Origin of the sequence: uncultured Helcococcus sp. (assembly GCF_946998255.1) — a bacterium.
In the GTDB taxonomy this organism is placed as follows: Bacteria; Bacillota; Clostridia; order Tissierellales; family Peptoniphilaceae; genus Helcococcus.
The window spans coordinates 1-20,097 of sequence record NZ_CAMPYN010000021.1; the positions used below are offsets into that span (position 1 = coordinate 1).

At 30.6% G+C, this 20,097-nt stretch carries 16 protein-coding genes; 13 read left to right on the forward strand and 3 right to left on the reverse strand.

The annotated features are described in order from the left end of the window. Positions 1 to 50 precede the first annotated feature (50 nt). The 3 genes from pepT (at position 51) to Q0U66_RS02875 (ending at position 3,518) form a co-directional block, all read left to right on the forward strand. Positions 51 to 1,295 (forward strand): peptidase T, encoded by a 1,245-nt coding sequence (gene pepT, locus Q0U66_RS02865; RefSeq protein WP_297377272.1) that lies wholly within the window; start codon positions 51 to 53, stop codon positions 1,293 to 1,295. Between the two features lie 181 nt (positions 1,296 to 1,476). Further along, a complete protein-coding gene (locus Q0U66_RS02870) occupies positions 1,477 to 2,349 on the forward strand; it encodes a hypothetical protein (RefSeq protein WP_297377274.1) in 873 nt (290 codons plus the stop codon). A gap of 8 nt (positions 2,350 to 2,357) precedes the next feature. Then, a complete protein-coding gene (locus tag Q0U66_RS02875) occupies positions 2,358 to 3,518 on the forward strand; it encodes a galactokinase (protein WP_297377275.1) in 1,161 nt (386 codons plus the stop codon). A gap of 115 nt (positions 3,519 to 3,633) precedes the next feature. Here Q0U66_RS02875 and Q0U66_RS02880 read toward each other — a convergent pair whose 3' ends face one another. The 3 genes from Q0U66_RS02880 to Q0U66_RS02890 form a co-directional block, all read right to left on the reverse strand. After that, complete coding sequence (locus Q0U66_RS02880; RefSeq protein ID WP_297377277.1) at positions 3,634 to 5,478, reverse strand: NAD(+) synthase; 1,845 nt, start codon at positions 5,476 to 5,478, stop codon at positions 3,634 to 3,636. A gap of 114 nt (positions 5,479 to 5,592) precedes the next feature. Then, the gene (locus Q0U66_RS02885) at positions 5,593 to 6,423 is read right to left on the reverse strand and encodes a DegV family protein (protein WP_297377279.1); all 831 of its coding nucleotides are present in this window, start codon (positions 6,421 to 6,423) and stop codon (positions 5,593 to 5,595) included. 2 nt (positions 6,424 to 6,425) lie between these two features. Continuing rightward, entirely contained in the window at positions 6,426 to 6,872 is a 447-nt protein-coding gene (locus Q0U66_RS02890) for a MarR family transcriptional regulator (protein ID WP_297377281.1), read from the reverse strand. 121 nt (positions 6,873 to 6,993) lie between these two features. Between Q0U66_RS02890 and Q0U66_RS02895 the strand changes: the two genes are divergently transcribed. The 10 genes from Q0U66_RS02895 to Q0U66_RS02940 form a co-directional block, all read left to right on the forward strand. After that, entirely contained in the window at positions 6,994 to 9,585 is a 2,592-nt protein-coding gene (locus Q0U66_RS02895; protein WP_297377283.1) for a heavy metal translocating P-type ATPase, read from the forward strand. Further along, the gene (locus Q0U66_RS02900; protein ID WP_297377285.1) at positions 9,572 to 9,844 is read left to right on the forward strand and encodes a metal-sensitive transcriptional regulator; all 273 of its coding nucleotides are present in this window, start codon (positions 9,572 to 9,574) and stop codon (positions 9,842 to 9,844) included. The genes Q0U66_RS02895 and Q0U66_RS02900 overlap by 14 nt, the downstream gene beginning before the upstream one ends. A 23-nt stretch (positions 9,845 to 9,867) precedes the next feature. Beyond that, positions 9,868 to 10,335 carry a tRNA (cytidine(34)-2'-O)-methyltransferase gene (locus Q0U66_RS02905; protein ID WP_297377287.1) on the forward strand — a complete coding sequence of 156 codons (468 nt, stop codon included), beginning with the start codon at positions 9,868 to 9,870 and terminating at the stop codon, positions 10,333 to 10,335. Positions 10,336 to 10,338: 3 nt separating this feature from the next. Continuing rightward, complete coding sequence (locus Q0U66_RS02910) at positions 10,339 to 11,265, forward strand: FAD-dependent oxidoreductase (RefSeq protein ID WP_297377290.1); 927 nt, start codon at positions 10,339 to 10,341, stop codon at positions 11,263 to 11,265. Between the two features lie 185 nt (positions 11,266 to 11,450). Then, entirely contained in the window at positions 11,451 to 12,449 is a 999-nt protein-coding gene (gene gap, locus Q0U66_RS02915) for a type I glyceraldehyde-3-phosphate dehydrogenase (RefSeq protein WP_297377292.1), read from the forward strand. Between the two features lie 15 nt (positions 12,450 to 12,464). After that, positions 12,465 to 13,658 carry a phosphoglycerate kinase gene (locus Q0U66_RS02920; RefSeq protein WP_103980812.1) on the forward strand — a complete coding sequence of 398 codons (1,194 nt, stop codon included), beginning with the start codon at positions 12,465 to 12,467 and terminating at the stop codon, positions 13,656 to 13,658. A 13-nt stretch (positions 13,659 to 13,671) separates the two neighbouring features. Next, positions 13,672 to 14,421 (forward strand): triose-phosphate isomerase, encoded by a 750-nt coding sequence (tpiA, locus tag Q0U66_RS02925; protein WP_103980813.1) that lies wholly within the window; start codon positions 13,672 to 13,674, stop codon positions 14,419 to 14,421. Positions 14,422 to 14,438: 17 nt separating this feature from the next. Continuing rightward, complete coding sequence (gene gpmI / locus Q0U66_RS02930; protein WP_366938261.1) at positions 14,439 to 16,001, forward strand: 2,3-bisphosphoglycerate-independent phosphoglycerate mutase; 1,563 nt, start codon at positions 14,439 to 14,441, stop codon at positions 15,999 to 16,001. 2 nt (positions 16,002 to 16,003) lie between these two features. After that, a complete protein-coding gene (eno, locus tag Q0U66_RS02935) occupies positions 16,004 to 17,290 on the forward strand; it encodes a phosphopyruvate hydratase (RefSeq protein ID WP_297377297.1) in 1,287 nt (428 codons plus the stop codon). Positions 17,291 to 17,741: 451 nt separating this feature from the next. Beyond that, positions 17,742 to 20,097 (forward strand): hypothetical protein (locus tag Q0U66_RS02940; protein ID WP_297377299.1); only part of this gene is annotated, 2,356 nt, incomplete at its 3' end.

Genomic DNA, 20,097 nt, shown 5'->3' on the forward strand with positions numbered 1-20,097 from the left:
AAGAAAAAAAGAACACTAATTACTATGTGTTCATTATACAAGGAGTTAATATGAACAATGAATTTAAATCTGTTACAGATAGATTTTTAAGATATGTAAAAGTAGATACCCAATCAGATGAAGCGTCTGAAACATTTCCAAGTACAGAAAAGCAAAAAGACTTGGCCAGACTTTTATTGGAAGAATTAAAAGATTTAGGAATAAAAGCTGAGATGGATGAAGAAAATTGCTACGTATATGGCTGGATTGAATCAACTATTCCTAATGAAAATGATAAAAGAAATAAATATAGTTTAGCATTTGTATCCCACATGGATACATCACCAGCTGCATCTGGTACAAATGTAAATCCACAAATAGTTGAAAACTACCAAGGACAAGTTATAGATTTAGGAAATGGACTAAAATTAGATCCTAAAGAATTTACTTCATTAAATAAATTTATAGGGCAAGATTTGATCACTACAGATGGTAAGACCTTGCTAGGAGCTGACGACAAGGCTGGGGTAGCTGAAATAATGACAATGGCAGCTTACCTTGTAAATAATCCTCAAATAGAACATGGGCCAATAGCTATTTGCTTTACACCTGATGAAGAAATAGGGGCTGGAGTTGCTAAGATAGACCTAGAAAGATTGGGAGCAGACTTTGCCTATACTGTTGATGGTGGCGAAATAGGAGAATTACAATATGAAAACTTCAATGCTGCTAGCGCTAAAGTTCAAATAAAAGGTAAAAGTGTCCATCCAGGATCAGCCAAAGGACTTATGGTAAATGCAGCAGATATAGCGGTAGAATTTGCTGATTCTTTACCTAAGGACCAAGTACCTCAAAAAACTGAAGGCTATGAAGGATTCTTTTCCTTACAAGGCATATCCGGAGATGTTTCAAATGCTAGTCTATCCTATATCATAAGAGACCATGATATGGTTAAATTTGTTGAAAAGAAAAATCTAATGGTTAAAATAACAGAAGAATTAAATGAAAAATATGGTCAAGGAACTGCAAGCCTTGAATTAAAAGACTCATATTTTAATATGAAAGAAAAAATTAAAGACCACATGTTTTTAATTGAAAAAGCAAAAGAAGCCATGGAAAACTTAGACATAGAACCACTTATAGCTCCAATAAGAGGTGGTACAGATGGAGCTCAACTATCATATATGGGACTTCCAACTCCTAATATTTGTGCTGGAGGCTTAAACTTCCACGGTGAATATGAGTATGTAAGTATCCAATCAATGGAAAAGATAAGTGAATTGTTAGTAGAAATTGCTGTTAATATATTTAAATAATGAATAAAAAAACATCAAAATAAATTAATAATGGGTCTAGGTGTTGGTTGACTTATAGTACTTGCGGGTACAGACTTATTATTAATTATAGTTGCAGTAGCTTTAGATACAAGAAAATATTTGAAGAAGAAATAGAATATAGGGCTGTGATTTTCACGGCCCTTTTTTAGAATGAGGAATTATGTACAAACATTTAAATTTTGATGCAATTTTATTAGAAAATGAAAAATTAAAAATTTCTATATTACCTAAATTAGGCTTTAAGATAGCTTCTATTTTTAATAAAGATAAAGAAGTAGAATATTTATTTCAACCTACAAAAAAGGAATATAATGAAGCGAAATATGCTGATAGTTTTGAAAAATATGATACTTCAGGTATTGACGATTGTATCCCTACAATTGATCCTTGTAAATATCCGTTAAATAAAGAAATAAGTTTACCAGATCATGGAGATACATGGTCATTGGAGTGGGATGTTGAAGAATGTTTAGAAAAAAAAGCTGTAGGGACAGTTAAACTACCAACTCTACCATTACAATTTACTAAGAGTATAGAATTAGAAGGCAATAAAATAAATATCGACTATAAAATAAAAAGTCTTTCTGGAGAAAAGGTGTTTTATTTATGGGCTTTTCATGGACTTCTAAATTATGATGAGTACACAGAACTTGAATTTGAAGAAAATCTCAAAAATTATATTAATGTTCAAAACGATGAAGTATGGGATTTTGATATTTATAAATTAAAGAATTTCAAAGAAGATCATACATTCAAATACTATTTTACAGATGAAATCAAAGAAGGTTTTGCGATATTAGATCATACAAAAGAAAAAAGCAAATTTAAGATAAGTTTTGATCCAAAAAATTTACCTTATATGGGAGTTTGGTTGACAACAGGTGGATTTAAAAATGAAAAAAATGTAGCTATTGAACCATGTAATGGATATTATGATAGTCTTGAAAAAGCTTATGAAAATGGTAAAGTTGACTATGTAGAAGGAAGTTCCGAAAACAAATGGAATATATTAATTGACATTATAGATTATTAGGAGTAGATATGCTTGAAAATTTATTAAAAGAATTTAAAAATCACTTTGGAGAAAATGATAAAGAAATAAGAAAATATTTTGCACCTTCAAGAATAAATATTATAGGTGAGCATATTGATTACAATGGTGGAAAAGTGTTTCCATGTGCAATTGAAATAGGAACATATGCTATAGCAAGAAAAAATGATGATAATTTACTTCGTCTAAAGAGCTTAAATATCGAAAAGATAGGTGAATTATCACTAGAAAATATTGAAAATAAACCAGAAAATGATTGGATGAATTTTCCTTTAGGAGTAGCCAAATTTGTTCAAGAAGAAGGATATAATATTGGTGGGCTAGATATACTTATATATGGGAATATTCCAAATGGTTCAGGACTTTCTTCATCTGCAAGTTTAGAGATACTCATAGGGGAAATATTCAGTGATTTTTACAATGATGGTAAAATTTCAAGAAAAGAGCTTGCATTAATAGGCAAATCAACAGAAAATAAATTTATTGGTGTAAATTCAGGTATTATGGATCAATTTATAATTGCATTAGGAAAGAAAGAACACGCAATGCTTCTAGATACTAATAATCTAGAATATGAATATTATCCATTCGATTTAAAAGATAATAAACTTGTAATATTAAATACAAATAAAAGAAGAGAATTAAAGGATTCAAAATATAATGAAAGAAGAGCTGAATCTGACAAAGCTTTGAAAATATTAAGAGAATATAAGCCTTCAATGAAGGCTCTATGTGACATCGACGAGGATGAATTAGACCTACTTGATAAAATTGAAGATCCAATAATAAGAAAAAGAGCAAGCCATGCTGTAAAAGAAAATCATAGAGTTGCAAAAGCTGCAAAAGCTCTAAAAGATGGTGATATTGAACTATTAGGAAAATTATTAGTTCAATCAAATGACTCTTTAAGAGATTTATATGAAGTTACGGGGCCTCATTTGGACTCGATTACAAAGCATGCTAATGAATTTAAAGATTGTTTAGGTGCCCGTATGACTGGAGCAGGATTTGCTGGATGTGGTATAGCGATCATAAAAGAAGATAGCTTTGATGACTTTGTAGAATATGTAGGAAAGAGATATACAGAGGATACAGGGTTAGTAGCTGAATTTATTCAATCTGGAATAGATGATGGAGTTAGAAGATTGTAGTAAATTAAAATATATAAAAATTAATAAATCAATTAAATGAACTGACTTCCTTAAAGTTATTTTTAAGTCAAATTTTTTGGAGGTCAGTTCAAATTACCTTGATATAGTTTTGTATCTATAAGTTAGTTAAAAGAGCATCTATATCAATATCTGATGGCATTAAGAATCCATATTTTGGATTTAATGAATAATCTAATATTTGTGGTCCGTCAACAGCGACATTTCTCTTAAATTGTTGGCTAGTAAATCTTCTTAAAAAGAATTTTAACCATTTCAATATAGTTTCTTTATCATACTTGTCTTCAAATGCATTGATTGTCATATGATAAATATCTTCTATCTTAGAATTATTTTTAATTAGATGATAGATGAAAAAGTCATGTAATTCATATGGGCCAACTGTATTTTCAGTTTCTTGTTTGATAGTTCCATCTTCATTGGTTGGTAGAAGCTCTGGTGATACTGGTGTTTCAATGATATCAGCTAAAACTTCACTTATCCTAGCGTTGTCAGAATGATCTTTTACATATCTAACAACTTCTCTAAGTAAAGTTTTAGGTAGGCCTGAGTTTACATTGTACATAGACATGTGGTCGGCGTTATAGGTTGACCAACCCAGGGCTATTTCTGACATATTGCCAGTGCCTAAAACAATACCACCTTCTTTATTTGAAAGATCCATTAGTATTTGTGTTCTTTCTCTAGCTTGGGCATTTTCAAAGGTTACTGATAGGTCACTAGGATCGTGGTTGATATCTTCAAAATGTTGTAGTACAGATTTTTTTATATCTATAGTTAAGATGTTTGTACCAGATTCTTTGGCTAGGTCTAGGGCATTATTTTTTGTTCTATCACTGGTGCCTAAGCCTGGCATAGTAACAGCATAAATATTTTTTCTATCCATATTTAGTTTATCCATTGCCTTGCAAGCGACTATAAAGGCAAGGGTTGAATCAAGTCCACCTGATAGACCTAAAAATATTTTATTATCAGGTATTTGTTTTAACCTCCTAGCTAATGCATGGACTTGGATATCTAAAATGTTTTTCAGTATTTGTGGGTTGTTTCTTATATCATTTAAATATGGATGAATGCTTAACTTTCTCTTTAGTTGATAATTATTTTGGGCAAATTCAAAATCGCTTGTATAAATAAGGCTATTTGTTTTATTTCCTATAAATGAATTTGTTTCATCTAAGTTTATATCATTATAGATAAGTCCATTATTGAATGAATCACTTGATTCAACACAAGTTCCATTTTCTATAATATATTTTTCACCAGTAAATACTGAATCCGAACTAGATTCATTTGATGATGGTCCAGCATAAACCAGGGCTGTTGAGGTCATTTTAGAAATGTTTGCTAAGTCATTTTCTAAAGTGCTCATTTTTTTATAGTCTGTAGCCTTTGATCCTAGAACTGCAAGTATATTTGTAGTTGAATCAATATTTGTATCTTTAGAAAGCAGGTCATCTTCAAAGACTATTTGTATATTTACATTATTTTTATAATCAGATAAGATTCCATCTTTTAAAATAGGGAAGTCTGTATTTTCCAAAATATCTTTTTCAAGTTTTGAGAAAAATAGGTCATTTGCTTTATTGCATTTATTTTTATTTATAGCCTGTAAAATGGATCCATTTTTAATGGCAAGGCCAAGATTATAAGTCTGATTTCTATGTTTATATGATAAGCCTAAAACTATCAATGTATCTATATCTTTAGTAAATTTTAATAAATCTTTTAGGTATTTATCACTTGTAGATAAAATTTCATTTGAAGCTATCATTTGTCCAGCTGATACACCGGTAGAGGTTAGCTCTGGAAAAACTAAAAGATCAATATTTTTTTCTTTAGAAAACTCTAAGCATTTTTTTATTTGTTTATAATTTTTATCAATATTTAAAATATTTGTTTCAATATTAGCGGCGGCTAATCTTATAAAGTTTCTATTCATAGTAATTCCTTTCTTTTATATCTACATTATAATACATATTAGTCCTTAATATAAAAAAAACTCTACAATAGTTAATTGTCTAAACTAAGGTAGAGCTTATAATTTCATATAATATTATTTTTTGAAATAGGCTATAGCGATTGCACCAGGTCCTGCATGGGTACCAACAACACTTCCGATACTTATGTGGTCATAGCTTTCAGTCCATAAGTCTTTTGAAGATTCAAAGTAATTTACTAAGTTTTCATCTGACAAGCCAGTGTAACCAAATAAGAATGGTAAATCATAATTTATTTCAGAATTTTCACTTAACTCTTTATTAAATATGCTTATAGCTTTTTTATTTCCACGTGCCTTAGCTGGTACAGTGATTTCGCCAGCTTCAATAGATATAAGAGGCTTGATTTTCAATATTTCACCTGCAAAAGCAGCAGCCTTTGATAGTCTACCACCTCTTTGTAGGTATTCAAGAGTATCAAATATACCTAATATTCTTATTTTCTTTTTCTTTTCTTCTAACTCATCAATAATTTCTTCTAAATCAAGACCTTGGTCTATTAATTCAATTGCGTATTCGATCAAGATAGCTGAACCAAGAGCTACTGATTCGGAATTAATAATATGAATATTATCATAATCTTGAGCTGCTAACACAGCACTTTGGTAGGTTCCAGAAAGATTAGCAGCTAGGGTGATAACTATAGCTGAATCGTTTTTATCTATCTGATTAAATATCTTCAAAAATTTATCTGGACCAGCTTGACTAGTAGTAGGGAAATGTTCAGATATCTGTAATTTTTTGTAAAAATCGTAATTACTTATATTTACTCCATCTATAAATTCTTCACTACCGAAATTTACTGTTAATGGAACTATATAATCAATTTTCTTTTTACTAGTTTCACTAATATCTGCAGTTGAGTCAATTATCAGTTTTATTGACATTCTTACCTCCTAAGATCCTGATATGCGGATTGTAAATTTTTATTTATCGATTCTAAAGCTTGGTAGAGGATAGTTCTAATATCTATTGAAAGGTTTTTGCTTGCTAGGTCTACATATTCATCACTTAGGGAAGTGACTTTTGACGCTATTTCCTTTCCTTCATCTGTTAGATAAAAGACTCCACCATATTTATTTTTGTTTTTAGATTTTTTTACTAAGACACCCTTATCAACTAGGGCGTTGGTCATACGTGATACATCAGCCTTATCTCTCCCTAGCATATCAGAAAGTTCTGTAGCACTTAAACCTTCAGGGTTTTTATAAAGGCTAGTTAGATATAAGAGATGAGAACTTTTAAGTCCATAAGGACTTAACTCGGTTTGAGCTATTTTTTGCCAGTATTTAATTATTTCATTTATTAGATATGTGAATTCTTCAAATCTTCCCATAAAAACTCCTAATTGTTGACAAGTCAAAATCTATACTTAGTAATTATAGGATAATTGATAAGTTTTTACAAATATTTGATTCATTATACCCTATAGGGGTATACTAATATAAGGAGGAATTATGAAACAAAAATTTGATATAGAAGGTATGACTTGTGCTAATTGTCAGTTGACAGTTGAAAATGCAGTAAAAAAATTAGGTGCAGAAAAGGTCAATGTATCTCTTTTGACTAACATGATGGAAGTTGAATCGGACTTAAAAGAAGAGGACATTATTAAGGCAGTCTCTGATGCTGGTTATAAGGCAGTATCTAAGAATGCTGAAAACAAGAAAAATAAAGCTAAAAGTCCTAAAGAAATTTATGATAAACAAAAAAATGATATGAAAAAGAGATTGAAGGTTTCAATACCTTTTATGGTCTTACTCATGTATGTTGCCATGGGAGATATGGTAAATCTTCCTACACCAAATGTTTTAAAAGGCTATGAAGGAGCTGGGTTATTTGCCTTTGTTCAATTGCTATTGAGTTTACCAATTCTTTATGTGAATAGAAGATATTTTCAAATAGGTTTGAAAGCTTTATATAAGAAACATCCAAATATGGATTCACTTGTGGCAATAGGGTCTGGTGCTGCATATGTTTATGGTATATATGCAATAATTATGATTAATTACGGTTTAGGTATAGGATCCAATGATATTGTAATGGAATATGTCCATGACTTGTATTTTGAAGCTGGAGCAATGATATTAACCCTTATAACTTTAGGTAAGTATTTAGAAGTAAGGTCAAAATCAAAGACAAGTGATGCCATAAATAAACTTATTGAGATACAGGAAGATACAGTAACTATAGTTGTAGATGGAGTTGAAAAGATTATAGATGTAGAAGACTTGAAAATAGGCGATATTGTAAAGATATTTCCAGGTGAAGTAATTGGTGTAGATGGTCTTTTAGTTAAAGGAGCATCATCAGTTGATACATCAGCTATAACTGGTGAATCAATGCCTGTGGAAGTAAATGAAGGTGATGAATTAATAGCAGGATCAGTAAATACAACTGGTACATTTTTAATGGAAGCAAAAAAAGTTGGTAATGATACTACAGTTTCCAAAATCATTGAATTGATGGAAGAAGCATCAGCTAGCAAGGCTCCTATATCACAAATGGCAGACAAGGTATCTTATATATTTGTACCTACAGTAATTTCGATATCAATTATTTCATTTATAGTTTGGTTGCTTGTAGGAGCAAGTTTCACCTTTGCTTTTTCCATTGCTATAGGTGTTTTAGTTATTTCATGTCCATGTGCCTTAGGACTTGCAACACCAGTTGCTATGATGGTAGCCAATGGTAAGGCTGCTGAAAATGGAATTTTAGTAAAAAATTCCGAGTCTTTAGAAATATTAAATAAGATTGATACCATAGTGTTTGATAAAACTGGGACAATAACTCAAGGAGACCCAGCCTTAAAGGATATAGTTTTATTATCTGATAGTAATTTAGAAGAAACTTTACAAATAGCCAAGTCCTTAGAAGCTAACTCCCAACATCCTTTAGCCTTGGCTATATTAAAATATGCAGATGAAAAATCAATAACTAGCATAGAAAATGATAATTTTGATTCTATAACAGGCATGGGAGTTAAGGGAGAAATTAAAGGTCAAAAGTATTATATAGGTAATGATAAGTTACTAAAAGAATATGGTGATTTATCATATGAAGGTATAAATAAGGTGTTAAATATTGCTAGTGATTATTCTAAAGAAAACAAAACTACTGTATTCTTATTTACTGGAGGAGAAGTATTAGCTATACTCACAATACTTGACCCAATAAAAACAAGTTCTGTTCAAGCTATAAAAGATATAGAAGCTATGGGAATAAAGACGGTGATGCTTACAGGAGATAACGAAGATACTGCTAAAGCTATTTCAGAAGAAGTAAATATAGATGAATATAAGGCAGGATTGTTGCCTCAAGACAAGGATGATATAATCCAAGACTTGCAAAAAGATAATAAACTAGTTGCTATGGTTGGAGATGGGATAAATGATGCTCCATCACTAATGAGGTCCGATGTAGGGATTGCTATCGGAGCTGGTACTGATGTAGCTATAGAATCAGCCGATCTTGTTCTTATAAAATCAAACCTACAGGATATAGTTTCAGCTATAAAATTATCTAAAAAAACAATTAGAAATATAAAGGAAAATCTTTTCTGGGCCTTTATTTATAATATTATTTCAATACCTTTAGCCATGGGAGTTTTTTATCCAAGTTTTGGTATAAAACTTAATCCAATGGTTGGAGCCTTTGCAATGACGATGTCATCATTATTTGTTGTAGGCAACTCATTAAGATTGAATAATTTTAAGATAGATAATAAAATAAATAGAGATGAAGATATTGACAGAAGTGAAGTTAATATTGAAGAAATAAATATTAATAATACGGATAATTCACAGACTAAAGAAGAGGAAGGTAATAATATGAATAATGTATTGATAAAAATAGATGGTATGTCATGCCTACACTGTAAAAAGACAGTAGAAAATATTTTATTTGACTATGACGATAATGCTGAAGTTTCCTTGGAAGATAAGAGTGCTAGATTGAAAAAGACAAAAGACTTTGACCAAGAAAAAATAGTGAAAGCAATAGAAGATGCTGGATATAAAGTATTGAGTGTAGAAGATGAAAGCAGATAATAAAAAAATTAAAAATAGATTAAATAGGATCAGAGGACAAATTGATGGTATAAGCAAGATGGTTGATGATGATAAGTATTGCTTAGATATTTCTGCCCAATTGCTTGCCGTATCATCAGCAATAAATTCTGTTAACCAGGAAATATTATCAGCACATTTAAAATCTTGTGTTGCTGATTCTTTGACTTCTAATAACAAAGAAGAGGTTAACAAGAAAATAGAAGAAATTGAAAAAATTATTAAAAGACTAAGTAAATAATTTTTTTTCATAAAAGAGGGTATATGATTAATATAGTTTTATTTGAACCAGAAATAGCAGGAAATACTGCAAATATAGTTAGGTCATGTAACCTAACTAAGAGTAACCTACATTTGATAAGACCATTTGGCTTTATTTTTGATGAAAAACACATGGGAAGAGGTGGTTTAGATTATTGGGAAGGTACCAATATTATAATCCATGATTCTTTTGAAGATTTTATGGAAAGTGTAGAAGAAGGAGCGAATGTCTTCTTGTCTACAACCCATACTAATAAGTTTTATACAGATGTAGAATATAAGGATGGTGACTATATTTTATTTGGAAGTGAGTCTAAAGGAGTTTATGACTACATTCATGAAAGATTAGATGACCATGCTATAAAAATTCCTATCAGAGAAGATTCTGATAGGTCCTTAAATCTTGCTAATTCTGTAAACATAGTTTTATATGAAGCTATGAGACAATTGAACTTTAAGGGAATGAGGTAAAATATGCACGATGTAATTATTTTAGGAGCTGGTCCAGCAGGCTTAACAGCAGCCTTGTATGCTGCTAGGGCAGGCTTGGATACACTTATAATTGAAAAAGGGCAAGTAGGTGGACAAATATCTACAACCCTAGCTGTAGACAATTATCCTGGTTTACTTGATGCACAAGGACCAGATATGTCTGAAGTTATGTTAGAACAAGCTGAAAGTTTCGGGGCAAAAAGAGTTGTAGATGAGATTGTATCAATAGAATTAGATGGAGATACAAAAATATTGAAATCATCTAAAGAAACTTACAAGACAAAAGCTCTTATTTATGCGACTGGAGCCAATCCTAGAAAACTTCAAATTCCTGGTGAAGCAGAATACACAGGTAAGGGTGTAGGATATTGCGCAACTTGTGATGGAGCCTTTTACCAAGGATCTGATATTTATGTTGTAGGTGGTGGAGATGCCGCTGTTGAAGAATCAATATTCTTATCCAAATTTGGTAAAAGAGTAATTATCTTGTATAGGGGAGAAAAGTTAAAAGCCGCCCAATCCATCCAAGATAAGGCGAAAACTATTCCAAATATTGAAGTTAGATACAATGAAGAAGTAAAAGAAGTAATGGGTGAAATGTTTGCAACAAAATTAAGGGTTGTGAATAATAAGACTGGTGAAGAAAAAGTATATACAGCAGAAGAGGGTGATCCAGATATAGGTTTATTCATTTTTGCTGGTTATATACCAAATACTCAATTGGTAGATGGTTTGCTAGACTTAGAACATTCATATATAAAAGCTGGTGAAGATACTAAGACTAATGTTCCAGGAATCTTTGCGGCTGGAGACGTAAGAACTAAGAGTGTAAGACAAGTAGTAACTGCAACCGCAGATGGTGCAGTAGCAGCCCTAGCAGCAGATAAATATATTCAAAGCTTATCTTAATATGGTTATATTAAAAATAGTTAACAATTAATAAATATGACTTACGATTTCTTAACATGAAAAACTTATATTTTGTTAAATAAATATTAATCTATTGATGAAAAAAAATGACTGATGTATACTTATAGTGTATAAGTGATTAGAATCACAATATGTGCCTAGTCACAGAAAAATTAGGAGGTAAAATGAAAGTAGCAATAAGTGGTTTCGGTAGAATAGGAAGAGACGTTGCTAGAATCATATTAGAAGAAGGTAGAGAAAATGTTGACCTTGTAGCCATAAATGACACAGGAGTTAAAGGAACATCTGCTAGATTATTCAAATATGATTCATTATACGGAAAATTTTCAAAATCTATAGAACTAACTGATAAGGGTGTAAAATTTGGAGACAAAGAAGTAGTATTTGTTTCAAATAGAAATCCTGAAGAACTTCCATGGAAGGAACTTGGAGTTGACTTAGTTATCGATTCAACAGGTGCATTCAACTCTCAAGAGGGTGGTGAAAAACACTTAAAAGCAGGTGCTAAAAAAGTAATTTTTACAGCTCCAGCAAGTGGAGTAGATAAAACTATTGTAATGGGAGTAAACCAAGATGAATATGATGCAGAAAAACACAATGTTATTTCTAATGCGTCATGTACAACAAATGCTTTAGCTCCATTAGTTAAAGTTTTATTAGAAGAATTTGGTCTAGAAAAAGGATTAATGACAACAATTCATGCCTATACAGGTGACCAAAACATTCATGATAACAAGCATAAAGATCCTAGAAGAGCTAGGGCTGCAGCTTTATCACAAATTCCAACAACAACAGGAGCAGCAAAGGCTGTATCAGAAGTAATGCCAGAAGTTAAAGGTAAACTTACAGGACTTGCAGTTCGTGTTCCTACTCCAACAGTTTCTTTAGTTGACTTGACTGTTCAATTATCTAAAGAAGCATCAGTTGAAGAAATAAATGCTGCTTTCAAGAAGCATGCTGAAGGAGACCTAAAGGGTATCTTAGGTTATGCAGAAGATGAATTAGTTTCAATAGACTATCAAGGTGATAATAGATCTTCTATTTTTGATCCTTACTTAACTTATGCTATAGGTGATCTTGTAAAGGTTATATCTTGGTATGATAACGAATGGGGTTATTCATCAAGGGTTGCTGATTTAGCAGAATATGTTGCATCAAAATAGTTTTTCATAGGAGGAATAATGAAAAAAACATTAAAAGACTTAAATGTAGAAGGTAAAAAAGTTTTAGTTAGAGTTGATTTTAACGTACCTTTCTCAAAAGAAAATAAAAAAGAAATTACAGATGATTCAAGAATAGTTGCAGCTTTACCAACTATCAAATACTTAGTTGAAAATAATGCTAAAGTTATTTTAATGAGTCACTTAGGTAGACCAAAGGGTGAAGCAAATCCTGATTTTTCTTTAGAACCAGTAGCTGAAAGACTAGCTGAACTATTAAATGGAGTAGAAGTTAAATTCTTAGACTCTGATGTAGTTGTTGATGACCATGTTAAAGAAGAAGTTGCTAAATTAGAAGAAGGTCAAGTAGCCTTATTACAAAATACTAGATATAGAAAAGAAGAAACAAAGAATGGTGAAGAATTTGCTAAAGAATTAGCATCACTTGCTGACCTATATGTAAATGATGCCTTTGGTACATCACACAGAGCTCACGCTTCAAACGTTGGTGTTTCAGCAATCTTACCTTCAGCTTTAGGTTTCTTAGTTCAAAAAGAAGTAGAAATCATGGGTGGAGCATTAGAAAATCCAGAAAGACCATTTGTTGCTATCTTAGGTGGTGCAAAGGTATCAGACAAAATTGGAGTTATTGAAAACTTGATTGAAAAAGTTGATAGAATTCTAATTGGTGGTGGTATGGCTTATACTTTCTTGAAAGCACAAGGCCATGAAATAGGTAAGTCATTATTAGAAGAAGATAAGATGGACTTAGCTTTAGATTTAGTTAAAAAAGCAGAAGAAAACAATGTTGAATTATTATTACCAATTGACTTTGTAGTAAGTCCTGATTTTGGTGAAAATGCTAAGGGTACTGTAGTAGAAGAAATACCTGCAGACCAAGAATCATTAGATATTGGACCAAAAACAATTGACCTATTTGTATCAAAAATTAAAGATGCTAAGACAGTAGTATGGAATGGACCAATGGGTGTATTTGAATTCCCAGAATTTGCTAAAGGAACAAACGCTATTGCTAAGGCATTAAAAGAATCAGATGCAACTACAATAGTTGGTGGTGGAGACTCAGCTTTAGCTGTTGAAAAAGCTGGTTATAAAGATGATATAACACATGTTTCAACAGGTGGTGGTGCTTCATTAGAATTATTAGAAGGTAAAGAATTACCTGGTATTGCAGCTGTAGAAGATAAATAATATAGGAGGAATGATGAGAAAACCAATAATTGCTGGTAACTGGAAGATGAATAAATCATATTCAGAAGCTAAGGTATTATTAGACGAAATTAAAAATTTAGAATTGAATGATGACGTTGAGGCTGTTGTATGCCCACCTCACATAAATTTAGCTTTAGCTAAAGAACTATTAAAGGGCACAAATGTTAAAGTGGGAGCACAAAACTCACATGATAAGGATTCAGGGGCTTATACAGGGGAAGTATCTCCAGCATTTTTAGAAGACTTAGGTGTTGAATATGTAATATTGGGTCATTCAGAAAGAAGAGAATACTTTGGTGAATGTGATAAATTCATTAATTCAAAAGTAAAAGCAGTTTTAGGTCACAACTTATCACCTATTTTATGTGTTGGCGAAACTCTAGAAGAAAGAGAAGCTGATAAGGCAAAAGACAAGGTTAAAACACAAATTGAGGCAGATCTTGAAGGAGTTGATGCTAAAGAATTTGATAAAGTTGTAATAGCATACGAACCAATTTGGGCTATAGGTACAGGTAAAACAGCTTCAGCAGATGATGCAGAAGAAATGTGTGCTTATATAAGAGAATTAATCAAAGAAAACTTTGGTGAAGAGGCAGCAGAAAAAGTAAGAATCCAATATGGTGGATCTGTAAAACCTGACAATGTATCAGAAATAATGTCAAAAGAAAATATCGATGGTGCCTTAGTAGGTGGAGCAAGCTTAGAAGCAGAATCATACCAAGCTTTAGTAAATTTTAAGTAAAAAGAGAACCGAGGAAAATGATGAGTAAGAAAGCAATGCTAATTATTATGGATGGCTGGGGATATGGTAAAGACTATGAAGGTAATGCCGTATTAAAAGCAAAAACTCCAGTTTTCGATAGTAATTTAGAAAAATATCCAAATACTTCAATTAAGGCAAGTGGCCTAGATGTTGGACTTCCTGAAGGTCAAATGGGAAATTCAGAAGTAGGACATATGAATATTGGTGCCGGAAGAATTATATACCAAGACCTTACACAAATATCAAAAGATATAGAAGAAGGTATATTCTTCAAAAATGAAAGCCTAGTAAAGGCTGTAAAACAAGCAAAAGAAACAGGTAAAGCCCTACATTTAATTGGACTTTCATCATATGGTGGGGTGCACTCTCACCTAACACATCTTTTTGCTTTACTAAAATTAGCTAAAGAAGAAGGCTTAGATAAGGTGTATGTACATGCTATCTTAGACGGTAGAGATGTATCTCCTACATCAGCTATTTCAGATATTAAAGATCTACAAGATAAGATAGATGAAATAGGTGTAGGTAAAATTGCTACAGTAATCGGTAGATACTATGCGATGGATAGGGACAAGAGATGGGAAAGAACTCAATTAGCTTATGATGCTATCACTTTAGGTGAAGGAAAAAAAGTTCATGATCCACTTCAATCTATCCAAGAAGAATATGACAAATCAACCCAAGAAAAGAATACAACTGATGAATTCATGACTCCAACTGTAGTAGTTGATGAAAACGATGAACCAGTTGCAACAGTAAATGATGGTGATTCAATTATATTCTTCAACTTTAGACCAGATAGGGCAAGACAATTAACAAGAGCCTTAGTTGATGAAAACTTTGATGGTTTTGAAAGAAGAAAAAGAGTTCATACAAACTATGTATGTATGACAACTTATGATGCAACAATTGAAAATGTTGAAATTGCTTATCCGCCAAAGAATATTGAAAAAACATTCGGTGAAGTGGTAGCAAAAGCAGGTAAAACTCAATTAAGAATGGCTGAGACAGAAAAATATGCTCACGTAACATTCTTCTTAAATGGTGGAGTTGAACAACCATATGAAGGTGAAGATAGAATCTTAGTACCTTCTCCAAAAGTTGCAACATACGACTTAAAACCAGAAATGTCAGCTCCAGAATTAGCTGAAAAGGCAATTGAAAGAATTACAACTGATAAACCTGATGCAATAATATTAAACTTTGCAAATCCAGACATGGTTGGACATACAGGTATCATCCCTGCAGCAGTAAAGGCTGTAGAAACAGTTGATGAGTTGGTAGGAAAGATAGTAGAAGCAGGATTAGAAAATGGCTATGAATTCATAGTAACAGCTGACCACGGTAATAGTGAACAATTGATTGACTTTGAAACAGGAAAACCATACACCGCACATACTACAAACTTAGTACCAGTAATTTATATTGCAAAAAACATTAAAAATGTTACACTAAGAGAGGGTGGTAGATTAGCAGATTTAGCACCAACATTATTAGATATATTAGGAATCGATAAACCTGAACTAATGACAGGTGAATCATTAATTAAAAGGGGGTAACCATGGGTTATATTACAGATATTTATGCAAGACAAGTTCTAGATTCAAGAGGAAATCCAACTGTTGAAGTTGAAGTATTCACAGATTTAGGCGGATTCGGTAGAGCATTAGTTCCATCAGGAGCTTCAACAGGACAATTCGAAGCTGTTGAATTAAGAGATGGTGACAAATCAAACTACCTAGGTAAAAGTGTTTTAACAGCAGTTGACAATGTAAACACAGAAATTGCTGAAGAAATTATCGGATTTGATGTATTTGAACAAGTTGCTATTGATAGAGCAATGATCGAATTAGACGGTACACACAACAAGGGTAGATTAGGTGCTAACGCAATATTAGCAGTTTCAATGGCTGTAGCAAGAGCAGCAGCTGATGAATTAGGTATTCCACTATATAACTATGTTGGTGGATTTAATGCTAAAGTTTTACCAGTACCAATGATGAATATCTTAAACGGTGGTGAACACGCAGACAACAACGTAGATATCCAAGAATTTATGGTTATGCCAGTAGGTGCAGAATCATTTGCAGATGCTTTACAAACAGGTGCTGAAATCTTCCATAGCTTAAGATCAGTATTACAAGCATCAGGTCACAACACAGCTGTTGGTGATGAAGGTGGATTTGCTCCAAACTTATCATCAAACGAAGAAGCTTTATCAACAATCGTTGAAGCTATTGAAAAAGCTGGATACAAACCAGGTGAAGATGTAATGATCGCAATGGACGTTGCTTCATCAGAAATGCTAGATGAAAACGGAAACTACAACCTAAAAGGTGAAGGCGTAGTTAAGACAAGGGAAGAAATGGTAGACTGGTATGAAGAATTAATTGCTAAATACCCAATCATTTCTATCGAAGACGGTCTTGATGAAGAAGACTGGGAAGGTTGGAAGTTATTAACAGATAGATTAGGTAAGAAAGTTCAATTAGTTGGTGACGACTTATTTGTAACAAATACTGAAAGATTATCAAGAGGTATCGAAGGTGGAGTTGCAAACTCAATCCTAATCAAGGTAAACCAAATTGGTACATTAACAGAAACATTAGACGCTGTAGAAATGGCTGCAAGAGCAGGATACACATCAGTAATTTCACACAGATCAGGTGAAACAGAAGATACAACAATTGCTGACTTAGCAGTAGCATTAAATGCAGGTCAAATTAAGACAGGTGCTCCATCAAGAACAGATAGAGTTGCTAAATATAACCAATTATTAAGAATTGAAGATGAATTATATGATACAGCTCAATTCAGAGGTAAAGATTCATTCTTTAACTTAAAATAATTTAAGGAAATACAGACTGAGATTCAATTAATTTGGATCTCAGTTTTTTTATTTGAATTATTCATTAAAATTATTTTTAACTTAATTTCCTTATAATTTATTATGAAGATATTAATAATCAAATTTTCATTACAAAATATATATGATTGTAAATTATATATATTTTAGTTTGCATATTATGAGTACTTATGATAGTATAATTATAAATAACTTAGTAATTAAATTAATAAAATTAAGATATAAAATAAATTTGTGTCATGATTTAATTGATTTGTTGTCTTAGATACTTTAATTTATAAAAATATTGGAGTAATTTATGTTAGCTTTTGAAATTAAAAAACTAATAAAATCAAAAGTATTTTTGTTCACAATAATATTTTCCATAATTATGTCTTTTTATATTAATTATAAGTCCAATAAACTAAATTTAACTATTGATTATCCTACATATATGGCGGATATTGATCCAGTAGCAATTTTTGATATGAATTTTTTCAATCAATATTATAAATTAGAAAATAAAGAAGAGGCTTTATTTGAGTATAATGAAACTTCTGAAAAATATTCAATTATAAAATATCCTGAAATTCAATTATATATTGTAAATAGAAAAAAACAAACTTTTACTGAAAACTATAATGTAGCAAAGATAGTACAAGATTTAAATTATAATAGTTTAGAGAATATAGAAGAGATTAGAAAAAAATATGATATTCAAATTGAAGATGTAAATCAAAAAAATGATTATGAATATGGTGTCTTTGAATCAAAATATTATCATGATAATAATATCTTATTCACTAGGGCGCATGTAGAGTTTTTATCTACTAATTATACAAGAAGAATTATTTATAATAGTAATATTATTTTTGGATTACCATTTTTGATTTTTATGATGATTTCATTTTATGGAATACTATCAAAAGAAAAAGATGAAGAAACAATAAATTTACTTAAAAATCAACCAAAAAGAAATGTTTTATTATCAAAATTATGTGCAATGATATTTATAGCTTTCATTTATATTATAGGATTTTTAATTTCCTTCTTAATTATATGTAAACTTCAAGGAATAAGCATAAATGGATTTAGAGAAATATATAGAGTATTCAATCCATTAAATGAGATTAAATATATTAAAGCGTATGAATTGATAGCTTTAATTCTAATTACATATTTTGTATTAGTTTTCTTAATATCTACATTTATATTGTTTATAAATGTTATCTCTTCAAGTAAAGAAGCTTCACTAGCTATCATTATTGTCGTGTTCGGGTTAGCTTATACACTAACGGAAAATAATGCATATTTACAAAATTCATTAAATCCTATATATGCACTTGATTATTTGCGTTTGATAATTGGAAAAATCGAGACAATAGTAGGTGTTGATGGAAGTGCTAATATAGAATATATAAATCATAGTAGCTTAATATACTTCTTGATCTATAGTATTTATTCATCGATATTATTCGCTTTATCAATTTATATTTTTAACAAGAATGTAGAAATAAAAAATACAAGTAAAACAAATCAAATTTACAATAACAATATATTTAATTTTGAAATTAGAAAAATTATTAAAAACAATTCATTTATTATTTATATGTTGGGTGCATTGATTTTTGTGTTTTCATTATATTATTTCCAAACTAATGATGTAGAAAATTACAAAAGATATTGGCTTGGGGAATCTGGGAAAATTAAAACTTATCAAGAGGAAATTAATAAATTAGAAGATGAATTATTATATACTGATTCTGATTTAGATAGAGAGCTGATAAATGAAGAATTAAGATTAACTAATAAGAAGTTAGATAGACAAAATAGAATCATCCAAGGATATAAGGCTTCCAATACTAAAGAATTTTATTTAGCACAAATAGAAAATACTATATATGAATATGATGTACAAGGTCCAGAAGCTCAATTTAAATATGAAAGGCCAATAATATTTGCAAAATTTGAGTCTAAATTGTTAGACGAAATGTCTATAAAAAACAATGTAAAGCCGATAATAAGACCAAGATTTCAATATTCAGCATATGAAAAATTTTCTAATCCACTTGCAGAAAATCAATCTAGAAATAGAGAAACTTATTTAACAAATTCCAGTTTGTATACAAATTATAAAATGCTTAAATATAACAATTTAGATATTCTTTTTCTCCTACTTATTTTATTTATGGTTCTTGGAGGGTATACTTATGATAAAGAAAATGGTAATCAATTAAATTTGATTTATACTCAACCTATAGATAAATTTAAATTTCATATTATAAAGATATTATCACAGACTTTAGTGATAACTTTGGTATATGTGTTTATAAGCTTGTTTATATTTTTGATGGGAATTATTAAAGAGGGACTAGGAGAATTAAATCAACCTGTTATTGAATATTTATATTTATTTAAAAATCCTCAAATAGCTATTGAAAATGAGGCCTTAAATACGATTACTACTATTCCTATATATATTTATTTAATAAAAGTATTTATTGCAATAATTTTTCAAGCATTATTTGTATCGTCTATTTCAACATTAATATCAATATTTATAAAAAGTAAAACAGTAATAATTGTATCAATTACAAGCATTTGTACAATTGGTCTAATAATTACAAAATTATGTGAGAAAAATATCGTAAAATTACTAAATCCATTTACATATATATTCGCAAATAATGTAGCAGATAATTCTGTAATTGCAGTGAATGGGATTGAAGGAGCAAGTTATATAATAAGTTTAACTGTGCTTTTTATATCATCAATTTTAATAGCGTTCGTAGGAGGTATTATAGCTAAAA